Consider the following 21,668-nt stretch of genomic DNA (forward strand, 5'->3'; position numbering starts at 1 on the left):
TGAAAGTAGTAGGAAGCTGACTTACAAACATAAAAAGGCTGGAAAATTAGTCTTACTAACCAATAATGATTTTTGGTTAACAAAACTAAGGTTCCAGTTTTAAAAATCCTGATTATTTTTCCTGTAACTGAGTGATTAATGCTTCTTCTGGAGTAACATAGAGTGTTTTTTGATTTTCGTAAATAACAAAACCCGGTTTGGCACCGTTAGGTTTATGAACGTGTTTGACAGCCACATAATCCACGGGTACTTGGGCTGAATGGCGATATTTTGAAAAATAAGCTGCCAGTTGAGCTGCTTCCAGTAAAGTTTCTTCGCTAGGTTCAGCATCTTTAATAATTACATGAGAACCAGGGATATTTTTGGCATGGAGCCAAATGTCGGTTTTCTTAGCAGAACGAAGGGTCAGCTGATCATTTTGCAAGTTGTTTTTACCAACTAAAATCAAAGTGCCGCCGCTACTAATAAAACGTTCTGGTTGTGAAGCCTTTTGTTTTTTCTTTCGTTGGTTTCGCTGGCGAATATAACCTTCAGCCGTTAATTCTTCTTTAATCACTTCAATATCCATGGGATTTGCTAAATCTAATTGCGATTGAACGGATTCTAAATAAGCAATTTCATCTTTGGCTTCTTGAATTTGCTGATGAATTAATTTAACGGCATTTTTTAATTTCTGATAACGATTAAAATAGCGCTGGGCATTTTGATTAGGTGAAAGGGCAGGGTTCAAGACAATTACTAAAGGTTGATTTTCTTCGTAGTAATTTTCAAGAGTTACTTCGCTGGCGCCTTTAGGTACTTGGGTCATAAAAGTGGTTAAAAGTTCACCGTTACGACGAAATTCTTCGGCATTTTCAGAGTCCTTTAAAGTTTGTTCCCGTTTTGCTAATTTCGTTTGATTGCGTTTCAGTTCATTTTCGATTTTTCGTAACAATTCATTGCCTTGCTGTTTCACGCGCTCTTTTTCTGCCCGATCTCCATAAAAATGATCTAACAGTTCACTTAAACTAGGGAAGTTTGTTTGTTTTTCTCCTAAACTTTGATAAGTAAGTGGTGTGAAAAATTCTTTATCCTTATAAACAGCTAAAGTTGGCACGGGTTCATTTTCAATGGCTTGCCAAAAAGCTTGCCAAACTTTCATTTTTTCTTGAGGATTATGATTTAAGCGAAAAGCTAATTCATCAGCGGTATCTTTTCCTAAACCTTGAAAGTGTTGCTGTAAATATTTACCGTTTAAAGTTTCTGCTGTGGCTAAAATTTCAAAAACTTTCTCTTTTTTAGCTGTAAAAGGATTGATTTTAGCTTGTTGTGGGGGGGCAATGTAATCAACACCAGGTAGTAGAGAGCGATAACTATTTTGAGAAGAGCTAATATGTTTAATGGCATCTAATATTTTACCCGTTTCATAATTCACTAAAACAATCGTACTGTGACGACCCATCAATTCAACAATTAAGCGAATATTTTGTAAATCACCTAATTCATCCCGTTTAGTGAATAAAAAGGCGATTACCCGGTCGTTTTCGGTTTGTTGAATACCTTCTAAAATTGCGCCATCTAAATATTTCCGTAACATCATAATAAAATTGGGTGGTGTTTCAGGATTGGCATAAATAATATTGCTAATTTGCACTCGCGCATAGTTAGGGTGAGCGGATAGCAATAATTTATGATTCTTTCCTTTAGAACGAATCACTAAGACAACTTCATTATGATAAGGTTGGTGCAGCTTTGAAATTCGCCCACCAATTAATTCATTTTGTAATTCATGCACCATCGCATGAGTAAATACACCGTCAAAAGACATCCGTTTTCCTCTTTTCTGTTTCCGATTCAAGCGGAAAAGGTCAGTTAAACCTTTACAACTAGCTATAGTATAGCGGAAAATGAGTGAAAAACCAATCAAAGATGGTTTGCTAATAATAAATAAAATTGTAACCTTTTAGAGAGTTGTTCGTTTATTAAGTAAAAGGAGCTAAATAGGATAAAGCGTAAGGAGGGCAAAATGAGTGAAAAATGGCTTGATGAGCTATTAGCTAGTTGCTATCAGCAATTATTATTGTATGGCATCATGTTAACTGGTTCCAAAAGCGAAGGAGAAGACTTGGTTCAAGAAGCAATTTATCGTTTTTTGTTAATTTATGACAAAGTAGTTGATGATAATTATCAAGCGTATTTAATGCGAAGTATGCGTAATTTCTATTTTGATAACTATCGCAAAAGTCTCCGGAAACAACAAGTTTTATCAAAACTAACTTTTGAAGCAAACAATCAAATAGCTAACCCGTTAACCCAGCTTTTAAAAAGTCGCGAATATGAAAATTTATACCAAAAAATCCTGCATTTACCAGCAAATCTGCAAGAAGTTTTATTAGGCTATTATTTTTTAGAACTATCTATTAAAGATTTAAGCTATTTAACTGGTAAATCAACTAGCAATGTTAAAGTATTACTGCATCGCGGACGTAAACTATTAAAAAAGGAGTTGCAAAAAGATGACCAATTATCATGATAAATTACTAAAATATCAACAAAATCAGCTTTCAGATGAAGAAAAATCCGCTTTTGAAGCGGAACTTGAAAAAACGGAAGTGTTGTTGGATTATATTTTACAACAAGAAGATGAATCGCTTGCTTTTTCATCGGCAGAGGAAGAGTCAGCTATAGTTGAAACTAAAACGATAAAAAAGAAAATTAACCAACGGCTGAAAAAACAGCTTCTGTTGATGATGGCGATTATTTTATTTCTTTTTACTGGGGGATTTTTAATTATTCCTAAAATAATGGCTGCTTATTACTATAATCCCATGACTACCCAAGTTACGCCAACAACCGGAGAAATTAACTATTTCTGCTATCCAAATAATTTTGAATTTTATCAGTTAGTGGAAAGCCAAATTAATCTTGAAAAGAAACCGGTACTAGTTGATATGAGCAGTACTGAAAAAACTGGAATTGCGAAATATCAAGTTTATTTAATGAATGCTGATGATTTTTCAGGAGAAATCAGTGGTTCACAAATCACAATTGATAAAGGAAAGGCTACTAATCAACAATATTTCGGTAATACAAATAACTATAATCTTTTGACCTTTCAAAATATTCATCTTGAAGACAAAAAAAACTATTCAAAATTGTTGGAAACCATTAATAAGCTACCCGATTCTGCTTGGTTGAAAGTTCGAGTCAGTTTTCCAGAAGTTAAAAATTTTCAACAATTACAAGAAATTGTTGAAAAAGAGGAAGAGGTTACTACTTTAAATGCGTTGTTAGATACAAAAGTGGAAGGTTATCAAGAAGCTGATATTTTCGGAATTCGCCTTTATCAAAATAATCAATGGCTAGTAAACTATGGATTTTCATTTAAAACTCTAATGAATCAGCAATATCCAGGGCTTTTATATCAACAGTATCCAGGTAGTCAGGGACTTATTGAATCTTCAGAAGAACAACTTAAAGAATATTTAGTGGCCCATTTGCAATATCTGCTAGATCATCATGAAGACAGTTATGATCGCTTAATCGCTCAAGAATATGAGCAAGAAATGGTTGCCAAAGAAGAGGAAATAGTTATAGATTTTGATAAGGTTGATGAAGATAGCATCGCTGCTCTTATCACCGAATTGAAAGAAGAGGAATTACGTTTTAATAAAATGGACGTTGCTATTCCTAAAGCTCAATTTGAAGAATATCTAAAAGAACAAGATTTTTCTTACATCAGCTTGCTGGATGTTAATTTATTTTCTATAGGTATGGAAGAAATGAACTTTTTTGGAAATTAGAGCTAAAGAAAAGCAGCAGAAACGAGAGATTCATAAAAATCTCGTTTCTGCTGCTTTATTTAAACAGTTAAACCACCCAATTGCGGGCTTTTTCTTGTTCTTGATACATTTGAGCATACCAATCATGATTGTTTAACAAGGCTTGGTGATTGCCTTGTTCACGAATTTCTCCTTCATCTAACACGACAATTTGATCAGCGTTAATAATGGTGTTTAAGCGATGAGCGATTACTACGACGGTTTTATCTTTCATCAGTAAATCTAAGGCTTGATTGATTTCTTTTTCATTATCAACATCTAAATTAGAAGTCGTTTCATCTAAAAGAACGATTGGGGCATCTTTTAATAAAGCTCTAGCGATTGAACTCCGTTGCTTTTCACCACCAGAAAGGGTTGAACCACCTTCGCCGACCATCGTGTCATAGCCGTTTTCTAAATTAGCAATAAATTGATGACAATTGGCGGCTTTGCAAGCTTCAATCACTTCGGCTTGTGTGGCTTCGGGTTTAGCAATCCGAATATTATTTAAAATCGTATCATTAAATAAATAAACATCTTGAAAGACCATACTAATTTGACTGGTTAAAGCATCAGGTTTTACTTCAGCAATATTTTGCTGATTAAAAGTGATTGCACCACTGGTTACATCCCAAAAGCGAGCAAGTAGATGAATAATTGTTGATTTTCCTGAACCTGAAGGGCCAATTAAAGCTGTGGTGGTTTTTATAGGCATCCGCAAATTAATGTTTTTCAAAACTGCCACATCATTTTCATAAGCGAAGTTAACATCTTTTAAAACAATTTCATAATTTTCAGCTGATAATTCTTCTTTAGTATAAGTTAATGGCTGTTGGCTCATGACTTGTCGCAAATTGACAGCTGATTTAGCCATATATTTCATTTCTGGATAAAGCATCCCTAAAGCGATTAATTGCGATGAAATGGAAATACTTAACATTAAAACCGCTATAAATTTAGTCGGCGTTGTCGTTTCATTTAATAATAAATAAGTACCCCAAACTAAAGCTACTGGCAAAATGAAAGAAACAATAGTTGAAAAGGCCATCATAAAAGGCATCATACTTAATTCAGTTTTAATCGCTGATTTCCGTAAGTCATTAAAAGAATCATCTAATCTTTTAAATTTAACGCCTGTCAATTGATAGAGTTTAAAAGTTTTGATACCGTTAATATATTCAACTACCCGCGAAATAACTGCATTGATTTTCGGGCGATGGCGGGTTGCGGCTTTTGTGCCAGTTTTACCACCAGCAACTAAAAAGGGCAGGGCAATCAAAATCATTACCACAATAATTACCGCAAAACGAAAATCAATGATTAAAGCGGCAACTAAGCCGAATAAAATCATAAACAAAGTTTTAAAAATATCGGAAAAATTATGCGTAAGGACTTGTTCAAAATCAGCAATATCAGTGGTGAAATTACTAGTTAATTTACCAATACTATTTTGATTAAAGAAACCAGAATTTAAACCACGAACGTGGTCAGCAAGCTGAATCCGTAATTTAGTAATGATTTTTGAACCATTAATTTGTAAAGAATTATAACTATGGCTCACCAGTAAGACGCGGGCAATAAAAACAACAACTAAGACAATCACACTCTTCGTAAAAAAGGCTTGCGTGAAATCATTTTCCACTAATTTTACAATGCCTAAAATCATTACTGAGTAAAAGCACATATTTAAAAGGGCATCTAAAATCGCTAAACAAACTGGGGCAATCAGTAAATTTATTTGTTTCCCAATTACAAATAGAATATCTTTCATCATTTTAATCATTCGCTGACACCTCCATATTAGCAGCTGTATAACTTTGCCACATCTGTGCGTAACGACCATTTTGAGCCAATAGTTGCGGATGCGTTCCTTGCTCAATCACTTTACCTGAATCAAAAACGCAGATTTGGTCGGCATTGACAATCGTGTGCAAGCGGTGAGCAATCATAATGGTAGTTTTATCTTTCAATAATTCATTTAGGGCTAACTGAATTTTTCGTTCATTTTCCATATCGGTAAAACTAGTAGCTTCATCAAAAATTAAGATTGGTGAGTTTTTCAAAATGGCTCTAGCAATACAAATTCGTTGTTTTTCGCCACCAGACATTTTAATACCAGCTTCACCTAAATGGGTTTGATAACCAGCTGGCAAAGCTAAAATCGTTTCGTGAATTTGAGCAGCTTTAGCGGAGGCAAAAATTTCTTCTTCCGTAGCATTTTCTTTCCCCACAGCAATATTTTCCCAAATTGTATCGTGGAGCATAAAAGATTCTTGAAAAACAAAGCTAACCGCATTCATTAAAGCTTTTTCTGAATAATGATTAATTGGTGAGCCAGCGATTTTAACGACACCGCTTTGATTATCCCAAAAGCGGGGGATTAGTTGGGCAGTCGTGGTTTTACCAGAACCAGACACACCAACGAAAGCAGTTAAACTTTTAGCGGGAATTTCAAGAGAGACTTCATGTAAAACATCATTTTCTTCATAAGCAAAGCTGACTTCTTCAAAAGTAATCGCTGGATTGTCGCTAACATCTGTGGTTATTTCACCAAATTCCTGTTGCGGCACATCCATAATTTGACGAATTTTATCGGTACCTGACATAATTTGCACGATTGCCATCGAAAAGCCTTGTAAGCTTTTTAAAGAACTAAAAAAGACGACACTCATAATCATAAAAAATAGGTAGACTGGCAACTCAATTTTATCTTGTAGATATAACCAACCACCAATTGGGAAACTGAAAAAGATTCCTGATTCAATTAATACCATAAAGGTGCCATAGGGGCCGCTTTGCGCTTTGGTGCAGCTGACCCACATTTCATGATATTCAGCAACCGTATCAGAATATTGCTTAAAACCTTTAGCAGTTACGTTAAAAGCTTTCATCACATTCATGCCATTAATAAATTGCATAATGGAAGAATTAAGTTGACCAACTAATTTTTGGTACCAACTCATGAAATTACTACTGCTTTTCATGCCAACGCTTAAAATCACGCCACCTAAAATAATCGGAATTAATAAACAAAGGGCTAATTGCCAGTTGACTGTACAAAGATAAATAAACATAATCAAAGGTACAGTGATGGCCTTAAATAAATCCGGAACTTGATGGGCCAACATTTTTTCAATGCGTTCTGTATCTTCAATCAGGTTCTTTTTCAAATTGCCAGAAGTGGTACTATTAAAGAAACCTAAGTGCACTTTAGCAATTTGGGCGCTCAATTTACAACGAATTTCATAAAGCGTGTTAAAGGCACCGATATGAGAGAGGGCACCACTAATAATCGCTGTCAAAAATTTGGAAATAATTGCTATTACAGCATATAAGGCATATTGTTTTGCCAAATCAGCATTAGGATTCTCCCCAAAAAGAAATAAAAGAACTCGATAGAGCATGATAAAAGGAACAAAATCTAAGATTCCTGAAATTACGCTAAAAATCCCTGAGAACAGTAGCAACCACAAAGAATTGCCAGCGATTTTAAATAAATAAGTAAAACTATTTTGCTTTTTCATACGCGTCATCCTTTCTTAGAAAATCTATTGAAAATGATTCTCATTGTCGTATTAACTAAGAAAAGTTGAAATAGCAAGCTGCCAAATAAAAAAAATATCCTAAACTTTTGTTGCAGCATCAGGATAAGAATTTTTTAAGGCCAAGTCTTTTTATGTTTTTTATAGTATAATAAAATTATTATTAAACAGGGAGGCGTTGGTTAAAAAATGTCACAACCAACTCAAAATAAACAAAAACGCAAAATTGAGGCAAAACATCTTCATGACAATCAGATAGAATTTGAAAAAACAACGCCCCGTAAAAAGGTCAGTGTTGCCAAAAAAGCCGAAATGAAGAAAAAACAGCAGCGGGCTCGTCGATTAAGAGATTTTTTGATTATGCTAGCTAGCTTTTTGATTTCTTTAGGAATTTTTTATTTCATAGGAAACTTTGTTAAAGAAAGTCAACGCCAATTTTATTACAGCTGGCCGTTTTTAGTACTGAGTTTAATTGGAATTTCATTAATTTATCTGGTTTGTTACATTTTGTTAAAAATAATCTTTAAGAAAAGAAAAAAAGGGCAACGAAAAGCAAAAACCACTTAGTCGTTAGACTAAGTGGTTTTCATCTTTTTATAAGTTTTGTCGCCGCATTGTTGTTAATGAGATAAAGGCGAAGATAACCGTTATGATTAATGAGATACATATTTGGAAAATTGTTCTTCCAACTGAATCAAAACCGGCGTTCAATGAAATTACATTCAAAATCCCGGTAACAATTCCGATACCAATATTAAAGATAAAATAGAAAATAATCGCAATATTACGACCTTTAAAAATAATACAAGTGGTAAAAACAATTACTAAGGTACTGATATAACTAACGGCTTGATTAAGTAATATTAGTGGGAAACTAGTATTTTGTAAATTCAAGGCATAGTTAAAACCATTTAAAAACTCTTGCCAGAAATTAGTATGAGAAAAATTGATTAAAAAAATCATTGCTGGGAAAAATCCGATAGCTATCACAATGGCAATTGAACATAAAAATACTGCACCAATTTTTGAAAAGAATAAACGCGTGCGATTTACACCAGAAGCAATCATGGTTGCCATAACATTATTTTTGTAATCCATTGCAATCATGTGGAATGGTAAAAATAAGCTGAAAAAAGCATCGGCGACGATTGTTGCTAACGTTCCAAAAATTACAAGCCCTAAAAAGGCCTCTAAATCTTTAGTGTAGTAATTATTGATTATATAAACAATAGAACCTGCAAAGAAAGTATTCAACGCAGCTAAAATACCAATAATAATCAAAATTGATTTATCACGATAAAACTTGAAAAGTTCCATTTTAAAAATTAATTTACTTGTCATTCTTTTTCACCTCTAATTCAATTTATCTTCTAGAATTTTTATTTTTGTTAACTCGTTAATTTCAATATCATCCGCCACTAATTCATTCTTGATATCTTTCCAACGAGTATCAGAAATATCAATTTTAATGCCGTCATCACTTGCTTCGTAGAAGTAATTAATTTTTTCGAGAATTTCAATTAATTTTTGATTATCTGAGGTATTGATTAAGCGCATTTGTTTGGTTCTTTCAGAGTTCATATTAATAGAATCAATAATTTGACCTCTTTCAATAACATAAACCATATCACAAAGGGCTTCTAAATCATTTTGAACATGACTTGAAATAATTAATGTTAAACCTTCAGCGATTAGTTGTTTCAAATATTTTTTAAACCATTTAACCGTTTCTACATCTAAACCACGGAAAGGTTCATCTAAAATTAAAATTTTAGGGGTATGCATTAAAGCGATTAATAAAATTAATTTCTTCTGCATCCCATAAGAATAAGTTTTCACTTTTTGGTTTAAAACTTCTAATAAATCTAACTCTTTAGCTAAAGAATTGGCGCGATTGCTATCAAATTGACCACGTAAACCAGCAAAATATTCGATATTAAACCAGCCTGTTCGATTGGTATAACAAGACATACCATCTAATACAATCCCGACATTTAACAACACTTCATTGTTTTCTTTAACAGAGGTGCCATCAATTGAAATATCGCCACTATAAGTGGTAATGATATTTGTCATACATTTGAAGAGGGTCGTTTTACCAGCACCATTATGGCCAACTAAACCATAAGCAGTTCCTTCAGAAAATTTCAAAGAACGAATTTTCAAAGTAGGAACTTGACCGTATTTCATTAATAATTTGTCAACTACAATTTCCATAATGTAACTCCTTTTATCTAAGACTTGAAAAAATTTTAACAAATTTAGTATACCACGGGGGAAAAATTCTAGATAGCATTTTCAAAGTAATTAAGAAAACTTAAAAATAGGAAGGCGTAATAGCTTGTTTTACACCTGAGTAAAGTGAGAGCTAGATAACAAGAAAAAGAAAAGCTGCGAGTGTTGCCCTACATCCCAGAAAATAAACACAAAAAATCTCCCGCACGATGTAGCTTGTGCGGGAGATTTTTTTAACGAACTAAAGCAGGTTTACTTGAATCAAATTGCCAATCAGGAATTAAGTAACGCATACCAATTTCATCATGACGATCACGATAGATCGGTGCAATAGAGTTATATAATTCGTGAGCTTCCATTAAACGCGCCATGTTGATTTCAATTCCTAAACCAGGTTTATCAGATATTTTTATCTTACCATCGCGGATTTTTGGCGAGTTATCACATAATTCTTGTCCATCTTGCCAAATATAATGGGTATCAACAGGTGTGATTTTACCAGGAGCTGCGGCTGCTACATGAGCATAGGTAGCTAAAGTAATATCAAAATGATTATTTGAGTGAGAACCCCAAGTTAATCCCCAATCATTTAAAATTTGTGCCATGCGAATACTACCATTAAGCCCCCAAAAATGAGGGTCAGCCAAGATGATATCTACTGATTTCAAAGACGCTGCATGATAAAATTGTTTCCAATTAGTAGCAATCATGTTGGTTGCGACAGGGCAGAAGGTTGCATTTTTAAACCAAGTAGTAATTTCACGACTTGAAAAACCACCTTCAGGGCCACAAGGATCTTCTACATAAGTTAAATACTGACGATAATCATTAACTAATTGCGTAGCTTCTGCTAATGACCAAGCACCGTTGGGATCAATATTAATGCGTGAATCAGGAAAAGCTTCAGATAGCGCTTTGACAGCTTCCATTTCTTCTTTCCCAGTTAAAACGCCACCTTTAAGTTTTAAGTTTTTGAAACCATAGCGCTTTTTAGCAGCTTGAGCTTGAGCAACAATTGCTTCTGGCGTTAAAGTAGGGTTACGACGGATTTTCCCCCAATCGTCAGTCAAATCGTCGTTTTTAAGATAAGGTAAATCTGTTTTCTCAGCATCAGAAATATAAAATAGGTAGCCTAAAAATTCAACTTCTTCTCGCTGAATGCCATCGCCTAACAAAGAGGCAAGGGGAAGATTAACAAATTTTCCTACTAAATCCAATAAAGCACATTCTACGGCTGTTTCTGATTGCACCACAAATTTTAATTGGTTGAGATCTAAACTTTGAATACCTTCACCAGTATCTTCATTTGCTTTTTGGTTAAGATTACGTAAATTCTTCACAACATTACGATAATTAGTGATTTCTTGACCTACTACGTGAGGAATATAGCTTTTCAATTGCTGACAAGTATATTCGCCACCATGAATTTCGCCAATGCCTTGATGCCCAAGATCATCTTCTAAAATCACAATATTTCTTGTGAAATAAGGGGAGTGTGCCCCAGATAAAGACATTAACATACTATCATAACCAGCAACAGGAAAAACATCCATTTTTACGATTTTAGGATTCATTGATATTCATTCCTTCATAATCAATTTTTGAACTATTAAACAATTCCCATATAAGCTAAGAAGGAGTTAAAGAAAGGTAATATAGCTCCTAAAATAAATTCGTGATAGTAACCTGTTTTATGAGATAATTTAGTATGATTCAAACGAGTGATTACTGAACCATTATGTGGTAATGAATCCAGCCCGTAACATGAAATATTTACAATTCGGTGAATAACATCTGGATTGATGCCCATACTTACGTACTGTGGTGCTAAAACTTCTAAAGCAATCCCTTCACCACCAGAAGCTGAACCAGTAATACCAGCGATTAAGTTAGTCGCTAAAGCCAATTGAATCAATGGTGGTCCAGGTACTGCATCTAAACCGTCAATTAAGAATTGGAAACCAGCAACTTCTTTAATAATTCCACCAAAACCTACAACCGCACAGACATTAATAACTGTAGTCGCAGTTTTTTTACCACTTTCAGTTAATAAATTAGATAAGTTATCAAATTTGTTATAGTAAAGAACAGCACAAGTGATTACGCCTAAGAATAAAGCCACTTCAGGTTCAAAACCAAAAAGGTTCATAGTTACGATTAAAACAATAGAAGGCATTAAGGCTTTTAAAACTGAGCCATGTTCTTCGATAGTAGCATCATCTGGCCAAACTTTATCAATTGCAGCGCCAGTTTCGCTAAAACCTTCATTGCGTCGTTCAGAGCGTTTTAATTGCCAATAAATATAAAGGGCACCAGTAACAATACACCAAAGCGCAATAATAATCCCAATCCAAGGACCAGCAGTTGGTTTTGTGCCTAAATAATCCATTGGAATTAAGTTTTGGATAGCAGGGGAACCAGGTAAAATCGCAGTCCACATACTGCCGCCATAAACTAAAATAGCAATAACGAAATGCCAAGGAATATCTAATTTTTTAAATAAACCTTTACAGATAGGTGCAACTGTAAATACGACTACGAAGCCAGAAACCCCACCAAAAGAAAGGACAGCTGTAATCACTGATAAGCCCATTAGCGTTGCAAATTTAGCATTGCGTTTGCTTTTAGAAGCAATATTAGCGATCGCATAAGCAATGTCATTGGCGGCACCACATTCTCCTAACATTTGCCCTAAAATAATGGCTGGTAGAAACAGCAAGAAATTGCTTTGAGCAAAGTTAGCAAAAGCAGTAGCGTAAGGGCCAGTTAATCCTTCAATAATATTTTCGCTTGAGAAAAGTAAAACAACTGCACTGACAATCGGTCCTAAAATAATTAACGATAAGCCTCTAAAAGATAAGCCAATTAATAAAACAAGACCAATGATAATACCTAAAAGACTTAATAATCCTGTACTCATTTAAAGTTCCTCTTTCTTCAATTTTTTAATGAAACGTTTTCAAGAGTAATTATATGAAGAAAAATTGAGAATCTATAGATTACAGGTAACATTTATTTCTTTTATTCTGCAAGTTAATATGTTACAGGAAACAACTCAAGTGAAAAACTGCACAAATTTTATTTAATTTAGTTGTTTGGTAGCATTTAAATAGTCCCTTAAGCGAATAGCAACAGCAATAATCACATAATCTTTTAAATCGCGAGGATTATACCCGGTAATTTCATAGAAACGATTTAATTTATTTTGGAAAGTATTCTTGTGAATAAACAATTCTTCCGCGCCACCAGTAATACTGCCATTATGCTTTTCATAAGTTCTAATTAAATCGCTATACTTATCAATTTCTTTAGTGTTTAAATTGCTAAAAACTTTATTGATTAAATCTTGCGCATTGTCAATAGAAATAGCAGTTAGCAATAACTCAAGATCCAACTCACTAAAACGCTGAAAAGCCGATTTTTTTTCAAATTTCAACCAATTAACAGTTGTTTGCGCGTTATGATAGCTTTGCCAAATATCATCAATAGTAGGGGCAGTGTTGCCAATTCCAAAAACAAAATTCTTTTTGAAACGATTTTGAATATCTTGTTGCGTAGCAGCTAGAAACTCATTAAGTTGCTGATTATCCAGATCCTCCATTAAAATCGTAACTTTTTGTTCACTAACCGCAAAGAAGCTACTAGCAAAAGGTTTCATACGATTATAAATCAGGTGAAAAAGTTCTTCATAGTTATCATTTGGTGTTTTGTTCACAAACTCACCAATAATTACTAAACGAGGAATTTCTAAATTAATTGCTAAAATTGAAGCAAGGTAGTCTGTTAAACTTTGATCTCTGGTTTTAGCAATCAACATATTAATTAAGTTGTGATAATTATTTCTTTGATTATAAGCAGTCATTTGTAGCCAATTTTCCCGAATCAAAATTTCGGTCATTTTCTTAATGATATTGCCGAAAGGTTCAACTTCTTCACGAGTACCAGTAATACCAATAATCGCTACGACAGAATTATTAAATAGCACCGGTAAATTAATGCCTTTTTTTGCGCCAGCAAATTGATTATCATAATCAATCGTTAAGATTTTTTTCGTGTGGGCAGCAATTAACGCACCTTCGTGGCTGGTACCAATGCGAGAGCGGTCAGTACTGGCAATAATAGTGCCAGAGGTATCAAACAGATTGATTTCAAAATTAATAATATCTTTTAAGTTTTTTACGATTAATTTAGCAGTTTTAGGCTCTAATTCCATTTTTTCACCTCATCATTCAGCTGAGATCGCTGATTTTTTTTATTTTAACCTTCAGTTGACACTCACATTATAACTTCATTTCACCAAATGTTACAAGAAACATTTTTTTATAGTGATTCACTTAATAATCAGTGCTCAATAACATTTCCATTTGGTCTCTTTTTTTCTATACTAGTAACAAATGGAACGTTTTCAAAAAAATATTTGTGAAAAGGATCGATAACTATGGTAAAAATAAGTAAAATGGAAGTTATTCCAGTTGCTGGTTATGACAGCATGTTAATGAATTTGAGCGGTGCCCATGGCCCATATTTTACAAGAAATATCGTTATCTTAACAGATGATCAAGGTAATACTGGTTTGGGAGAAGTTCCTGGTGGTGAAAAAATCCGCAAAACTTTAGAGGATTGTCAAGCACTTGTTGTTGGCCGTACTCTAGGTGAGTATAAAAATGTTGTAAAAACGATTCAAGATAAATTTTCTGGTTTAGATACTGGTGGTCGTGGCAATCAAACTTTTGATTTACGGACAACTGTTCATGTGATGACTGCTGTAGAATCTGCAATGTTAGATTTATTAGGTAAACATTTAAACGTGCCCGTTGCCGCTTTATTAGGCGATGGTCAGGTGAGAGAAGCAGTTAAATTTTTAGGCTATCTATTTTATGTAGAAGATAAAGATAAAACAGACTTGCCATATATTGACAATGATGACAATAGCGATGCTTGGGGTCAATTACGTCGTAAAGAAGCGATGACACCAGAAGCAATTGTAGCCTTAGCGAAAGCAACTTATGAACGCTATGGTTTCCAAGATTTCAAACTAAAAGGCGGCGTGCTTGATGGTAAGGAAGAAATGGAAGCTATTAAAGCTTTGAAAAAAGAATTTCCTAATGCCCGCATCACTTTAGATCCAAATGGCGCTTGGTCATTAGAAGAAGCTGTTAGCTTATGTAAAGATATGCATGGTACGTTAACTTATGTAGAAGATCCTTGTGGGGCAGAAGGCCGTTTTTCTGGTCGTGAAATCATGGCTGAATTCCATCGCCGGACTGGTTTACCAACGGCAACTAATATGGTAGCCACTGATTGGCGAGAAATGAAAGCGGCGATTCGCTTAGATAGCGTTAGTATTCCGTTAGCCGATCCGCATTTCTGGACAATGCAAGGAAGCGTGCGCGTGGCACAACTTTGTCATGATTTAGATTTAACTTGGGGTGTTCATTCAAACAATCACTTTGATATTTCACTAGCAATGGTGGCTCACACCGCTGCTGCAGCACCTGGAGAAGTTAATGCCGCTGATACTCACTGGATTTGGCAAGATGGCCAAGGCTTAACAAAAAATCCACATCTTATCAGAAACGGTGAAATTATCATTCCAAGAGATTCAGTTGGTTTGGGAATTGAAATTGATCGTGAAAAATTGGCAGCTGCTCATCAATTATATATGGAAAAAGGTTTAGGGGCTCGTAATGATGCGATTGCGATGCAATACTTAATTCCAAATTGGGAGTTTGACGGAAATCGTCCAGCACTAGTTCGCTAAAAGCCAGATAGTGCTATACTAAATAGTGAAGAAAAAAACAATCGAGAGGTTCCTCAAAATGGAGATAGAAAAAATTAAAGGAATTGTCGTTCCTTTACTAACACCTATAGATAGTCAAGAAAATATTGATGAAAAAAAATTACGCTATATAGTGAATCATGTCATTGAACATGGCGTACACGGCATTTTAGCATTTGGAAGTAACAGTGAGTTTTATATGTTTACTGATGATGAAATGATTGATGCAGCCAAAATTATTATTGATGAAACACAAGGTAGAGTGCCAATCTTCTTCGGTGTCGGTCATATCCGGACTAAACATGCGATTCAGTTAGCTAAAAGAGCTGGCGATTTAGCTGTTGATGGTATTTCAATCTTACAGCCAATGTTTATTAAACCCACTGATGAAGCTATTTATAATCATTTCAGAAAAATTGCTGAAGCAATCCCTGAAAAAATGGTATTGATTTATAATAATCCTGGTAGAACTGGCTATTCAATTAGTTTAGATATTATTGAACGCTTAGCTCATGATTTAGCTAATATTGTCGGGATTAAAGATTCCAGCGGGGATTTAACTTTCCTAAGCGAGCTTATTCGTCGCAATCAGGATGTTGATTTTCGCGTAATGGCAGGCAAAGACACGATTGTCTTTCCAGCTTTAAGTGTTGGTGCAGTCGGTAGTGTTTGTTCAACTGCCAATATGTATCCTGAGTTAGTTTGTGGCATTTATGATAAGTATGTAGCTGGCGATTTAAAAGGTGCTTTAGAAAATCAATTTATTTTGAATCCAATTCGTCTTTCACAAGACCCAGCTAGCTTCCCGGCAGCCACTAAAGATATGGCTAATTTAATGGGAATGGATGTTGGTCCATCTGTTTTACCAACAGAAGAAACACAAGGGCCAATTTTAGAAAAAATGATTAAAGAAATGACAAAAGCTGGTTTCTTACCATAGAAAGACTGGAGAAGAGGAGGATTCATGAAAAATCTAAAAATAATTTTAGCAATAGATTCTTTCAAAGGGAGTGCCTCTAGCAAAGAAGCTGCTGATTGGGTAGAGATGGGAATACGTAAAGTCCTTCCAGAAGCTAATCTTCTCAAATACGCAATTGCGGATGGTGGCGAAGGTACAATAGAAGCTTTAGTGTCTTCTCTGGGTGGAGAAATTAGAAATGTTCAAGTTAAAAATCCTTTAGGCGAAGTAATTACAGCTAATTACGGCATGCTAAATTCACAAACTGCCATCATCGAAATGGCTGAAGCTAGCGGCTTAATGTTAGTTGAACCCAATCACGAAAATGCCTTACAAGCTTCAACTTACGGCGTGGGGCAACTGATTTTAGCGGCAATTAACGACGGGGCCAAAGAAATTTATTTAGGCCTTGGCGGAAGTGCCACTACAGATGGTGGTGTTGGCATGGCCCAAGCGCTAGGGATTTCCTTTAAAAATGCTGAAGGAATTGAAATCGCTAGTGGTTTAGCTGGCTTAAAAGACTTAGCTAGCATTGATCTTTCAGCCTTACCAGAAGCTGTGAAACAAGTGAAATTTAAAATTTTATCAGATGTTTCAAACCCTTTAACTGGTGAAAATGGCGCAGTTTACATTTATGGCCCGCAAAAAGGCTTAGCGCAAGCTGAAATTAAAAGCCTTGATCAATCAATGCAAAATTACGCCCAACTATTAGAAAAAACCGTGGGCAGAAAAATTGCTGATTTATCAGGGGCAGGAGCAGCTGGTGGTTTAGGAGCAGGTTTGTTGGCGTTTTTTGACACTGAAGTTTATCAAGGTATCAATCAAATTTTAGATTTAATTCAGATTGAAGAAGCCATGAAAGACGCTGATTTAATTATTACTGGCGAAGGTAATATGGATACGCAATCTATTAGTGGTAAAGCACCCATTGGTGTTGCTCAATTAGCGAAAAAATATCAAAAACCAGTTATCGCTGTAGTAGGTGGTAGAGAAAATGATTTATCAGCTATTTACGATGCTGGGATTGATTTAGTTTTTTCAATAGTTAATCGTCCGTGTAGTATTGAAGAAGCTATCGCTGAAGTGAAAGAAAATATGATTACAGCTGGTGAAACAGCAATTCGCGCATTTTTAATAAAATAAAAAAGAAAAGGTGGAGATATTCTGATGAAAGTAGGATTTGTCGGATTAGGAATCATGGGGAAACCTATGGCAAAAAATATAATAAAAAATGGCTATGAGGTAGTCGTTTATGATTTTCATGAAAGTGCAGTTGCTGAAGTTGTGGCAGCTGGTGCTACCGCTGGTCTTTCAGGCAAAGATGTTGCGGAAAAATCAGAAGTTATTATTACTATGTTACCAAATTCTCCCAACGTGGAAGCAGCGCTATTTAACGAAAATGGTATCGCTGAAGGTCTTTCAGCAGGGAAAACAGTCATCGACATGAGTTCAATTGCTCCTAAAGCTAGCCAAAGTTTTGCAGAAAAACTTGCAGCAATCGATGTTGATTTTATGGACGCACCTGTTTCTGGTGGTGAACCAAAAGCAGTTGATGGCACAATTGCCGTAATGGTGGGTGGTAAAACTGATGTTTTTGCAAAATATGAATCATTATTAGCTACAATGGCTTCTTCTGTTACTTTAGTAGGTGAAGTTGGCGCCGGTAATATTACGAAACTTGCCAACCAAATGATTGTTGCTGTAAATATTGCAGCAATTTCTGAAGCTTACTCTTTAGCAAAAAAAGCTGGCGTTTCACCAGATGCAGTTTATCAAGCCATTCGTAGTGGGTTAGCTGGTAGTACTGTAATGGATCAAAAATCAGAAAAAATCTTTAGTGGCAACTTTGAACCAGGTTTCCGAATCGAATTGCATATTAAAGATTTACAAAATGCGTTAGATACTTCCCATGATATCAATGTTTCAACGCCATTTACTTCTTTGGCAATGGATATTATGCAATCACTAAAAGCGCATGATTTAGAAAAATGTGATCATTCAGCAATCGCTAATTACTACGAGCAAATTAACAACTTAAAATTGCAAGACTAATTTTTAAACATTAAAACGTTAAAATCTACTAGTAGTTTCTGAATTATTGGTAGATTTTAACGTTTTTTTGCTGTCTTTTGGCTGCTATTCATATTTTGACTAGTAATTCTCTTATAATAAAACTATCTACCTTGAATTTAGTAAGTGTGCCGTAAAAAAAAATATAAATTTAGGTTTTTTCTTAAAAGGAATATTGTTATAATTATTTAGATAACTTTTATTAAGAAAAGAGAATACATTTGAAAAAGGGAAAAGAAATTATTTTAGCGATTACTGCTTTTTTGGCAATTGTTTGTGGGACAGTGCTTATTTTATCTTTGGTGATTAAGAAACCAACAGCAACTGCTAGTAGCGCTGAAACAACACAATATTCCAGCTCAGCGACGGTTACTGCAACCAGCAGCAATTCTTATTCAGAAATGCCCACTGAAACTACACTTGAAGAAAGTCTGCAGTCTTCTTCAGCTGAAATAACTTCTAGTAGTGAAGAGGTGGAAATGATGCTACCACAAACAGAAATTTCTGGAGCCAATTTATTTGCTAACGCTAACCAAGTTAGTTATGGCATTTATTATTTTTCTGATGGTCAATTTATCACAAACAGTGGCTCAATGCCAATGGTTTCGGCTAGCGTCATTAAAGTGTTCATTATGGATTATCTTTATGAAAATGGCGTAGATATGCAAGCATCGGCTGGTGGAGAAAGCCTTGCTAGTTTAACTCGAAGAATGATTCAAGTCAGCGATAACGGAGCAACCAATACTTTAATTGATTATATTGGTATGTCGACTTTAAATAGTTATTTTCAGCAGGCCGGTTATTGGGATACTAGATTAGAGCGAAAAATGTTAGATGACAATGCGCGAAATAATGGCTTAGATAATTATACTTCTCTAAATGATACGATGACTTTTTTGAAAAAAGTCTATTTAAATCAAGGTAGTTATCCTTACAATCAAATGTTAAGTATTATGGAAGGGCAGCAAATTAATACGAAACTCTCAAGTCAGCTACCAGCCAATGTTGGTGTTGCCAACAAAACAGGGGAGTTGCCCAATATTGAAAATGATATTGGCTTAGTGCTTGATGGTGAAAATAGCTTTGCTATTGTTGTTTTATCTGATGGCGTAACAAATGTGAGTGGCATGCGCCAAGCAATCGGGGAATTTGCTTTAAATGCTTGGCAAATGAAACAATAAAAAAATAATTTTGGAAATGAAATAGGAGGAAAAATGATGAAATTTTGTCCGAATTGTGGTCAAGAAATTACGGAAGAGGTGAAGTTTTGTACAAGTTGCGGTTTTAGTTTTCAAACGATGACAGCTCCTTCAATTGGAGAAAAAACAAAACTTCAAATTAATAAGATGCGAACAGATAAACAAGCGGTGCTTGAACTAGAAACAGCCGAAGGTTTAAATGTTACTCGCGCTGAAATCAAAAAAGAAGCACAGCGAAAACTATCAGGTCGTTATGGTGAATGGTTTAAGAGTATTTTGATTTACTTTATTGCTAGTACCGTAATTAGTTCTTTATTTTATCGAGCATGTTATAAATTATTTTTCAGTTGGTTTTTTGACAGCATATTCTTTTATTTTGGCTATTATAATCAAACAACATCTGGGTTAAAATTATTGTTTTGGTTTATTATTTTCGTATTAGCAGGAGCTGCTTTTTTAGTCTTAAAACTACTTTCTCAAGCAATTTTCCAATGGAGCAGTATCTTTACTTTACGAGGACAAAAAGCGGATGGCGTGAAAATTTTCCAATATTTTATTGTCAGTCAAAAAAATCGCGTATTGTTAGCCAATGCTTTAACAACTATTTATACTTTTTTATGGTCATTATTATTTGTAATACCAGGGATTGTTAAATCAGCTTCTTACGCTATGACGAATTATTTATTAGAAAAAGATCCTGAAATTTCCGCTAATGATGCAATTAAGTTAAGTCGTCAAATCATGGATGGTTATAAAATCGAGTTTTTAATTTTACGTTATTCTTTCTATTTATGGCAATTTGTCAATATTTTCTCTTGTGGTTTAGCTAGTTTTTATATCCTGCCATATCAAAATGTTACTGAAATCAAATTTTTAGATCAGCTCTATGAAAAATATGCAGCTAATAATCAATAGAAAAATCAGTGTGGAGGGGTTTAAAAATGAGAATTTGTCCTAATTGTCAAACTGAAAATGAAGAAAACGTTCGTTTTTGTAAAGAATGTGGTTTTAATTTTACTAACGAAGAAGTCGAAGAAGCAGTGGTAGCTTCTGAACCCGCAGAAGTTAAACCGGAAATTGAAACCTTCGAATCTGAGGAAATACCCACAGTTGAAAAAAATATTGTAATTCCTTCTGCGTCTGAAACTAAAAATAAAAAAACACCATGGCTAATTGGCGCTGTAATTGTTTTACTGGCTACTATCGTAGGTGGCCTTATCTTTTTCTTTATTTGGAATCAACCACAAAGGACTATCATAAAAACAGCGGATTCAGTCATAAGTGAAGTAAAAACTAAAACAACTGCTAGTTCAGAAGTAGCTAAGAAGAAAAAAACAACCACTACTTCAAGTACAGAAACAACTACTAAAGACAGCAAAAAAACTTCTGATAAAGAAGATTTGACTAAGTATGATGCTACAATCAAAAAAGCCAAAGAATTAACGTTAGATGAAAAATTTAAAGAATCCGAATTGAAATTAGCTGAAATTCCAGTTAGTGATTTGGCTAAAGAGGAATTTAAATCAGTTCGCGAAGCTGTCGATGATTTAAGCAAAAAGAATACCGCAGGAATAGAAGCTGCGAAAAAAAATAAAGGTAAGCAGACTGAAAAAGCTGTCGAACCAACGCCCGCAGCACCAGCACCAAGCACTGCTGGTAGCAGTTTTGTTGGAGATTACGCTAAATGGGCTAATTCATATGTCTTTTATTATAACCAAAATGGTCAAAAACAAGGGACTTTAGCTATTGCTGCTAATGGCGGCGTAACGCAAACAAACAACGATGGTACACAATTTTTTGGTTTCGCTACAGTGACAGGTTCAGCTGGTAGTATTTTAAGTTATAACACCAATGATATGTATCCAGCCAGCCAACCACAATCTAAAAGTATTAATCCTAATGTAAGTATTACGATTCAATGGGATAATGGTGGCGGAACCCAAGTCTTATATGGCTATCTATCTTATTCTTCACGTCTAGTCTTAACTGACGGCGTTGCCAAAGGTAGCGGCGTGAATGAAGTTTGGATAAGTTATTAAAATTTTGAAAATCGTTTAGTTAAGGAGACTTGACTAAACGATTTTT

General features: G+C 34.7%; 18 protein-coding genes. 10 read left to right on the forward strand and 8 right to left on the reverse strand.

Features of this window, described 5'->3' with window-relative positions:
• Window positions 1–112: 112 nt before the first annotated feature.
• Complete coding sequence (efbA, locus tag M2139_RS05375) at window positions 113–1,807, reverse strand: fibronectin-binding protein EfbA (protein ID WP_280737789.1); 1,695 nt, start codon at window positions 1,805–1,807, stop codon at window positions 113–115.
• A gap of 198 nt (window positions 1,808–2,005) precedes the next feature.
• On the opposite strand from efbA, the gene M2139_RS05380 reads away from it, so the two are divergent.
• Both M2139_RS05380 and M2139_RS05385 read left to right on the forward strand, forming a co-directional pair.
• Window positions 2,006–2,512, forward strand: coding sequence for a sigma-70 family RNA polymerase sigma factor (locus M2139_RS05380; RefSeq protein WP_280737790.1), 507 nt, complete (start codon window positions 2,006–2,008; stop codon window positions 2,510–2,512).
• Window positions 2,496–3,782: a hypothetical protein gene (locus M2139_RS05385; RefSeq protein ID WP_280737791.1), complete on the forward strand. Its 1,287-nt coding sequence runs from the start codon at window positions 2,496–2,498 to the stop codon at window positions 3,780–3,782. Before M2139_RS05380 ends, M2139_RS05385 begins: the two co-directional genes overlap by 17 nt.
• A 67-nt stretch (window positions 3,783–3,849) precedes the next feature.
• Here M2139_RS05385 and M2139_RS05390 read toward each other — a convergent pair whose 3' ends face one another.
• Together M2139_RS05390 and M2139_RS05395 are read right to left on the reverse strand one after the other, a co-directional pair.
• Window positions 3,850–5,583 (reverse strand): ABC transporter ATP-binding protein, encoded by a 1,734-nt coding sequence (locus tag M2139_RS05390; RefSeq protein WP_280737792.1) that lies wholly within the window; start codon window positions 5,581–5,583, stop codon window positions 3,850–3,852.
• The gene (locus M2139_RS05395; RefSeq protein WP_280737793.1) at window positions 5,576–7,324 is read right to left on the reverse strand and encodes an ABC transporter ATP-binding protein; all 1,749 of its coding nucleotides are present in this window, start codon (window positions 7,322–7,324) and stop codon (window positions 5,576–5,578) included. The genes M2139_RS05390 and M2139_RS05395 overlap by 8 nt, the downstream gene beginning before the upstream one ends.
• 207 nt (window positions 7,325–7,531) lie before the next feature.
• Here M2139_RS05395 and M2139_RS05400 point away from each other — a divergent pair, with 207 nt between their 5' ends.
• Window positions 7,532–7,909: a hypothetical protein gene (locus M2139_RS05400; RefSeq protein ID WP_280737794.1), complete on the forward strand. Its 378-nt coding sequence runs from the start codon at window positions 7,532–7,534 to the stop codon at window positions 7,907–7,909.
• 27 nt (window positions 7,910–7,936) lie between these two features.
• On the opposite strand, the gene M2139_RS05405 is transcribed toward M2139_RS05400, so the two are convergent.
• The 5 genes from M2139_RS05405 to M2139_RS05425 all read right to left on the reverse strand — a co-directional run bounded on the left by M2139_RS05405 (window position 7,937) and on the right by M2139_RS05425 (window position 13,790).
• Window positions 7,937–8,683 (reverse strand): hypothetical protein, encoded by a 747-nt coding sequence (locus tag M2139_RS05405; protein WP_280737795.1) that lies wholly within the window; start codon window positions 8,681–8,683, stop codon window positions 7,937–7,939.
• Between the two features lie 12 nt (window positions 8,684–8,695).
• A complete protein-coding gene (locus M2139_RS05410) occupies window positions 8,696–9,559 on the reverse strand; it encodes an ABC transporter ATP-binding protein (RefSeq protein WP_280737796.1) in 864 nt (287 codons plus the stop codon).
• Window positions 9,560–9,810: 251 nt separating this feature from the next.
• Window positions 9,811–11,151, reverse strand: a complete 1,341-nt coding sequence (locus M2139_RS05415; RefSeq protein ID WP_280737797.1) for an enolase C-terminal domain-like protein — start codon at window positions 11,149–11,151, stop codon at window positions 9,811–9,813.
• Window positions 11,152–11,186: 35 nt separating this feature from the next.
• Window positions 11,187–12,497: an SLC13 family permease gene (locus tag M2139_RS05420; protein WP_280737798.1), complete on the reverse strand. Its 1,311-nt coding sequence runs from the start codon at window positions 12,495–12,497 to the stop codon at window positions 11,187–11,189.
• Between the two features lie 162 nt (window positions 12,498–12,659).
• Window positions 12,660–13,790 carry a sugar diacid recognition domain-containing protein gene (locus M2139_RS05425; protein WP_280737799.1) on the reverse strand — a complete coding sequence of 377 codons (1,131 nt, stop codon included), beginning with the start codon at window positions 13,788–13,790 and terminating at the stop codon, window positions 12,660–12,662.
• A 219-nt stretch (window positions 13,791–14,009) separates the two neighbouring features.
• Between M2139_RS05425 and M2139_RS05430 the strand changes: the two genes are divergently transcribed.
• The 7 genes from M2139_RS05430 (at window position 14,010) to M2139_RS05460 (ending at window position 21,622) form a co-directional block, all read left to right on the forward strand.
• Window positions 14,010–15,338, forward strand: coding sequence for an enolase C-terminal domain-like protein (locus tag M2139_RS05430; protein ID WP_280737824.1), 1,329 nt, complete (start codon window positions 14,010–14,012; stop codon window positions 15,336–15,338).
• Window positions 15,339–15,396: 58 nt separating this feature from the next.
• The gene (locus tag M2139_RS05435; RefSeq protein WP_280737800.1) at window positions 15,397–16,296 is read left to right on the forward strand and encodes a dihydrodipicolinate synthase family protein; all 900 of its coding nucleotides are present in this window, start codon (window positions 15,397–15,399) and stop codon (window positions 16,294–16,296) included.
• A 24-nt stretch (window positions 16,297–16,320) separates the two neighbouring features.
• Window positions 16,321–17,457 carry a glycerate kinase gene (locus M2139_RS05440; RefSeq protein ID WP_280737801.1) on the forward strand — a complete coding sequence of 379 codons (1,137 nt, stop codon included), beginning with the start codon at window positions 16,321–16,323 and terminating at the stop codon, window positions 17,455–17,457.
• A 24-nt stretch (window positions 17,458–17,481) separates the two neighbouring features.
• Window positions 17,482–18,366: a 2-hydroxy-3-oxopropionate reductase gene (gene garR, locus M2139_RS05445; RefSeq protein ID WP_348522598.1), complete on the forward strand. Its 885-nt coding sequence runs from the start codon at window positions 17,482–17,484 to the stop codon at window positions 18,364–18,366.
• Window positions 18,367–18,605: 239 nt separating this feature from the next.
• Complete coding sequence (locus M2139_RS05450) at window positions 18,606–19,565, forward strand: serine hydrolase (protein ID WP_280737802.1); 960 nt, start codon at window positions 18,606–18,608, stop codon at window positions 19,563–19,565.
• A 33-nt stretch (window positions 19,566–19,598) separates the two neighbouring features.
• A complete protein-coding gene (locus M2139_RS05455) occupies window positions 19,599–20,498 on the forward strand; it encodes a DUF975 family protein (RefSeq protein ID WP_348522599.1) in 900 nt (299 codons plus the stop codon).
• A 26-nt stretch (window positions 20,499–20,524) separates the two neighbouring features.
• Window positions 20,525–21,622 (forward strand): zinc ribbon domain-containing protein, encoded by a 1,098-nt coding sequence (locus M2139_RS05460; protein ID WP_280737803.1) that lies wholly within the window; start codon window positions 20,525–20,527, stop codon window positions 21,620–21,622.
• The last annotated feature ends 46 nt before the right edge of the window (window positions 21,623–21,668 follow it).

It is taken from the genome of Enterococcus sp. PF1-24 (assembly GCF_029893325.1).
Taxonomy (GTDB): domain Bacteria; phylum Bacillota; class Bacilli; order Lactobacillales; family Enterococcaceae; genus HY326.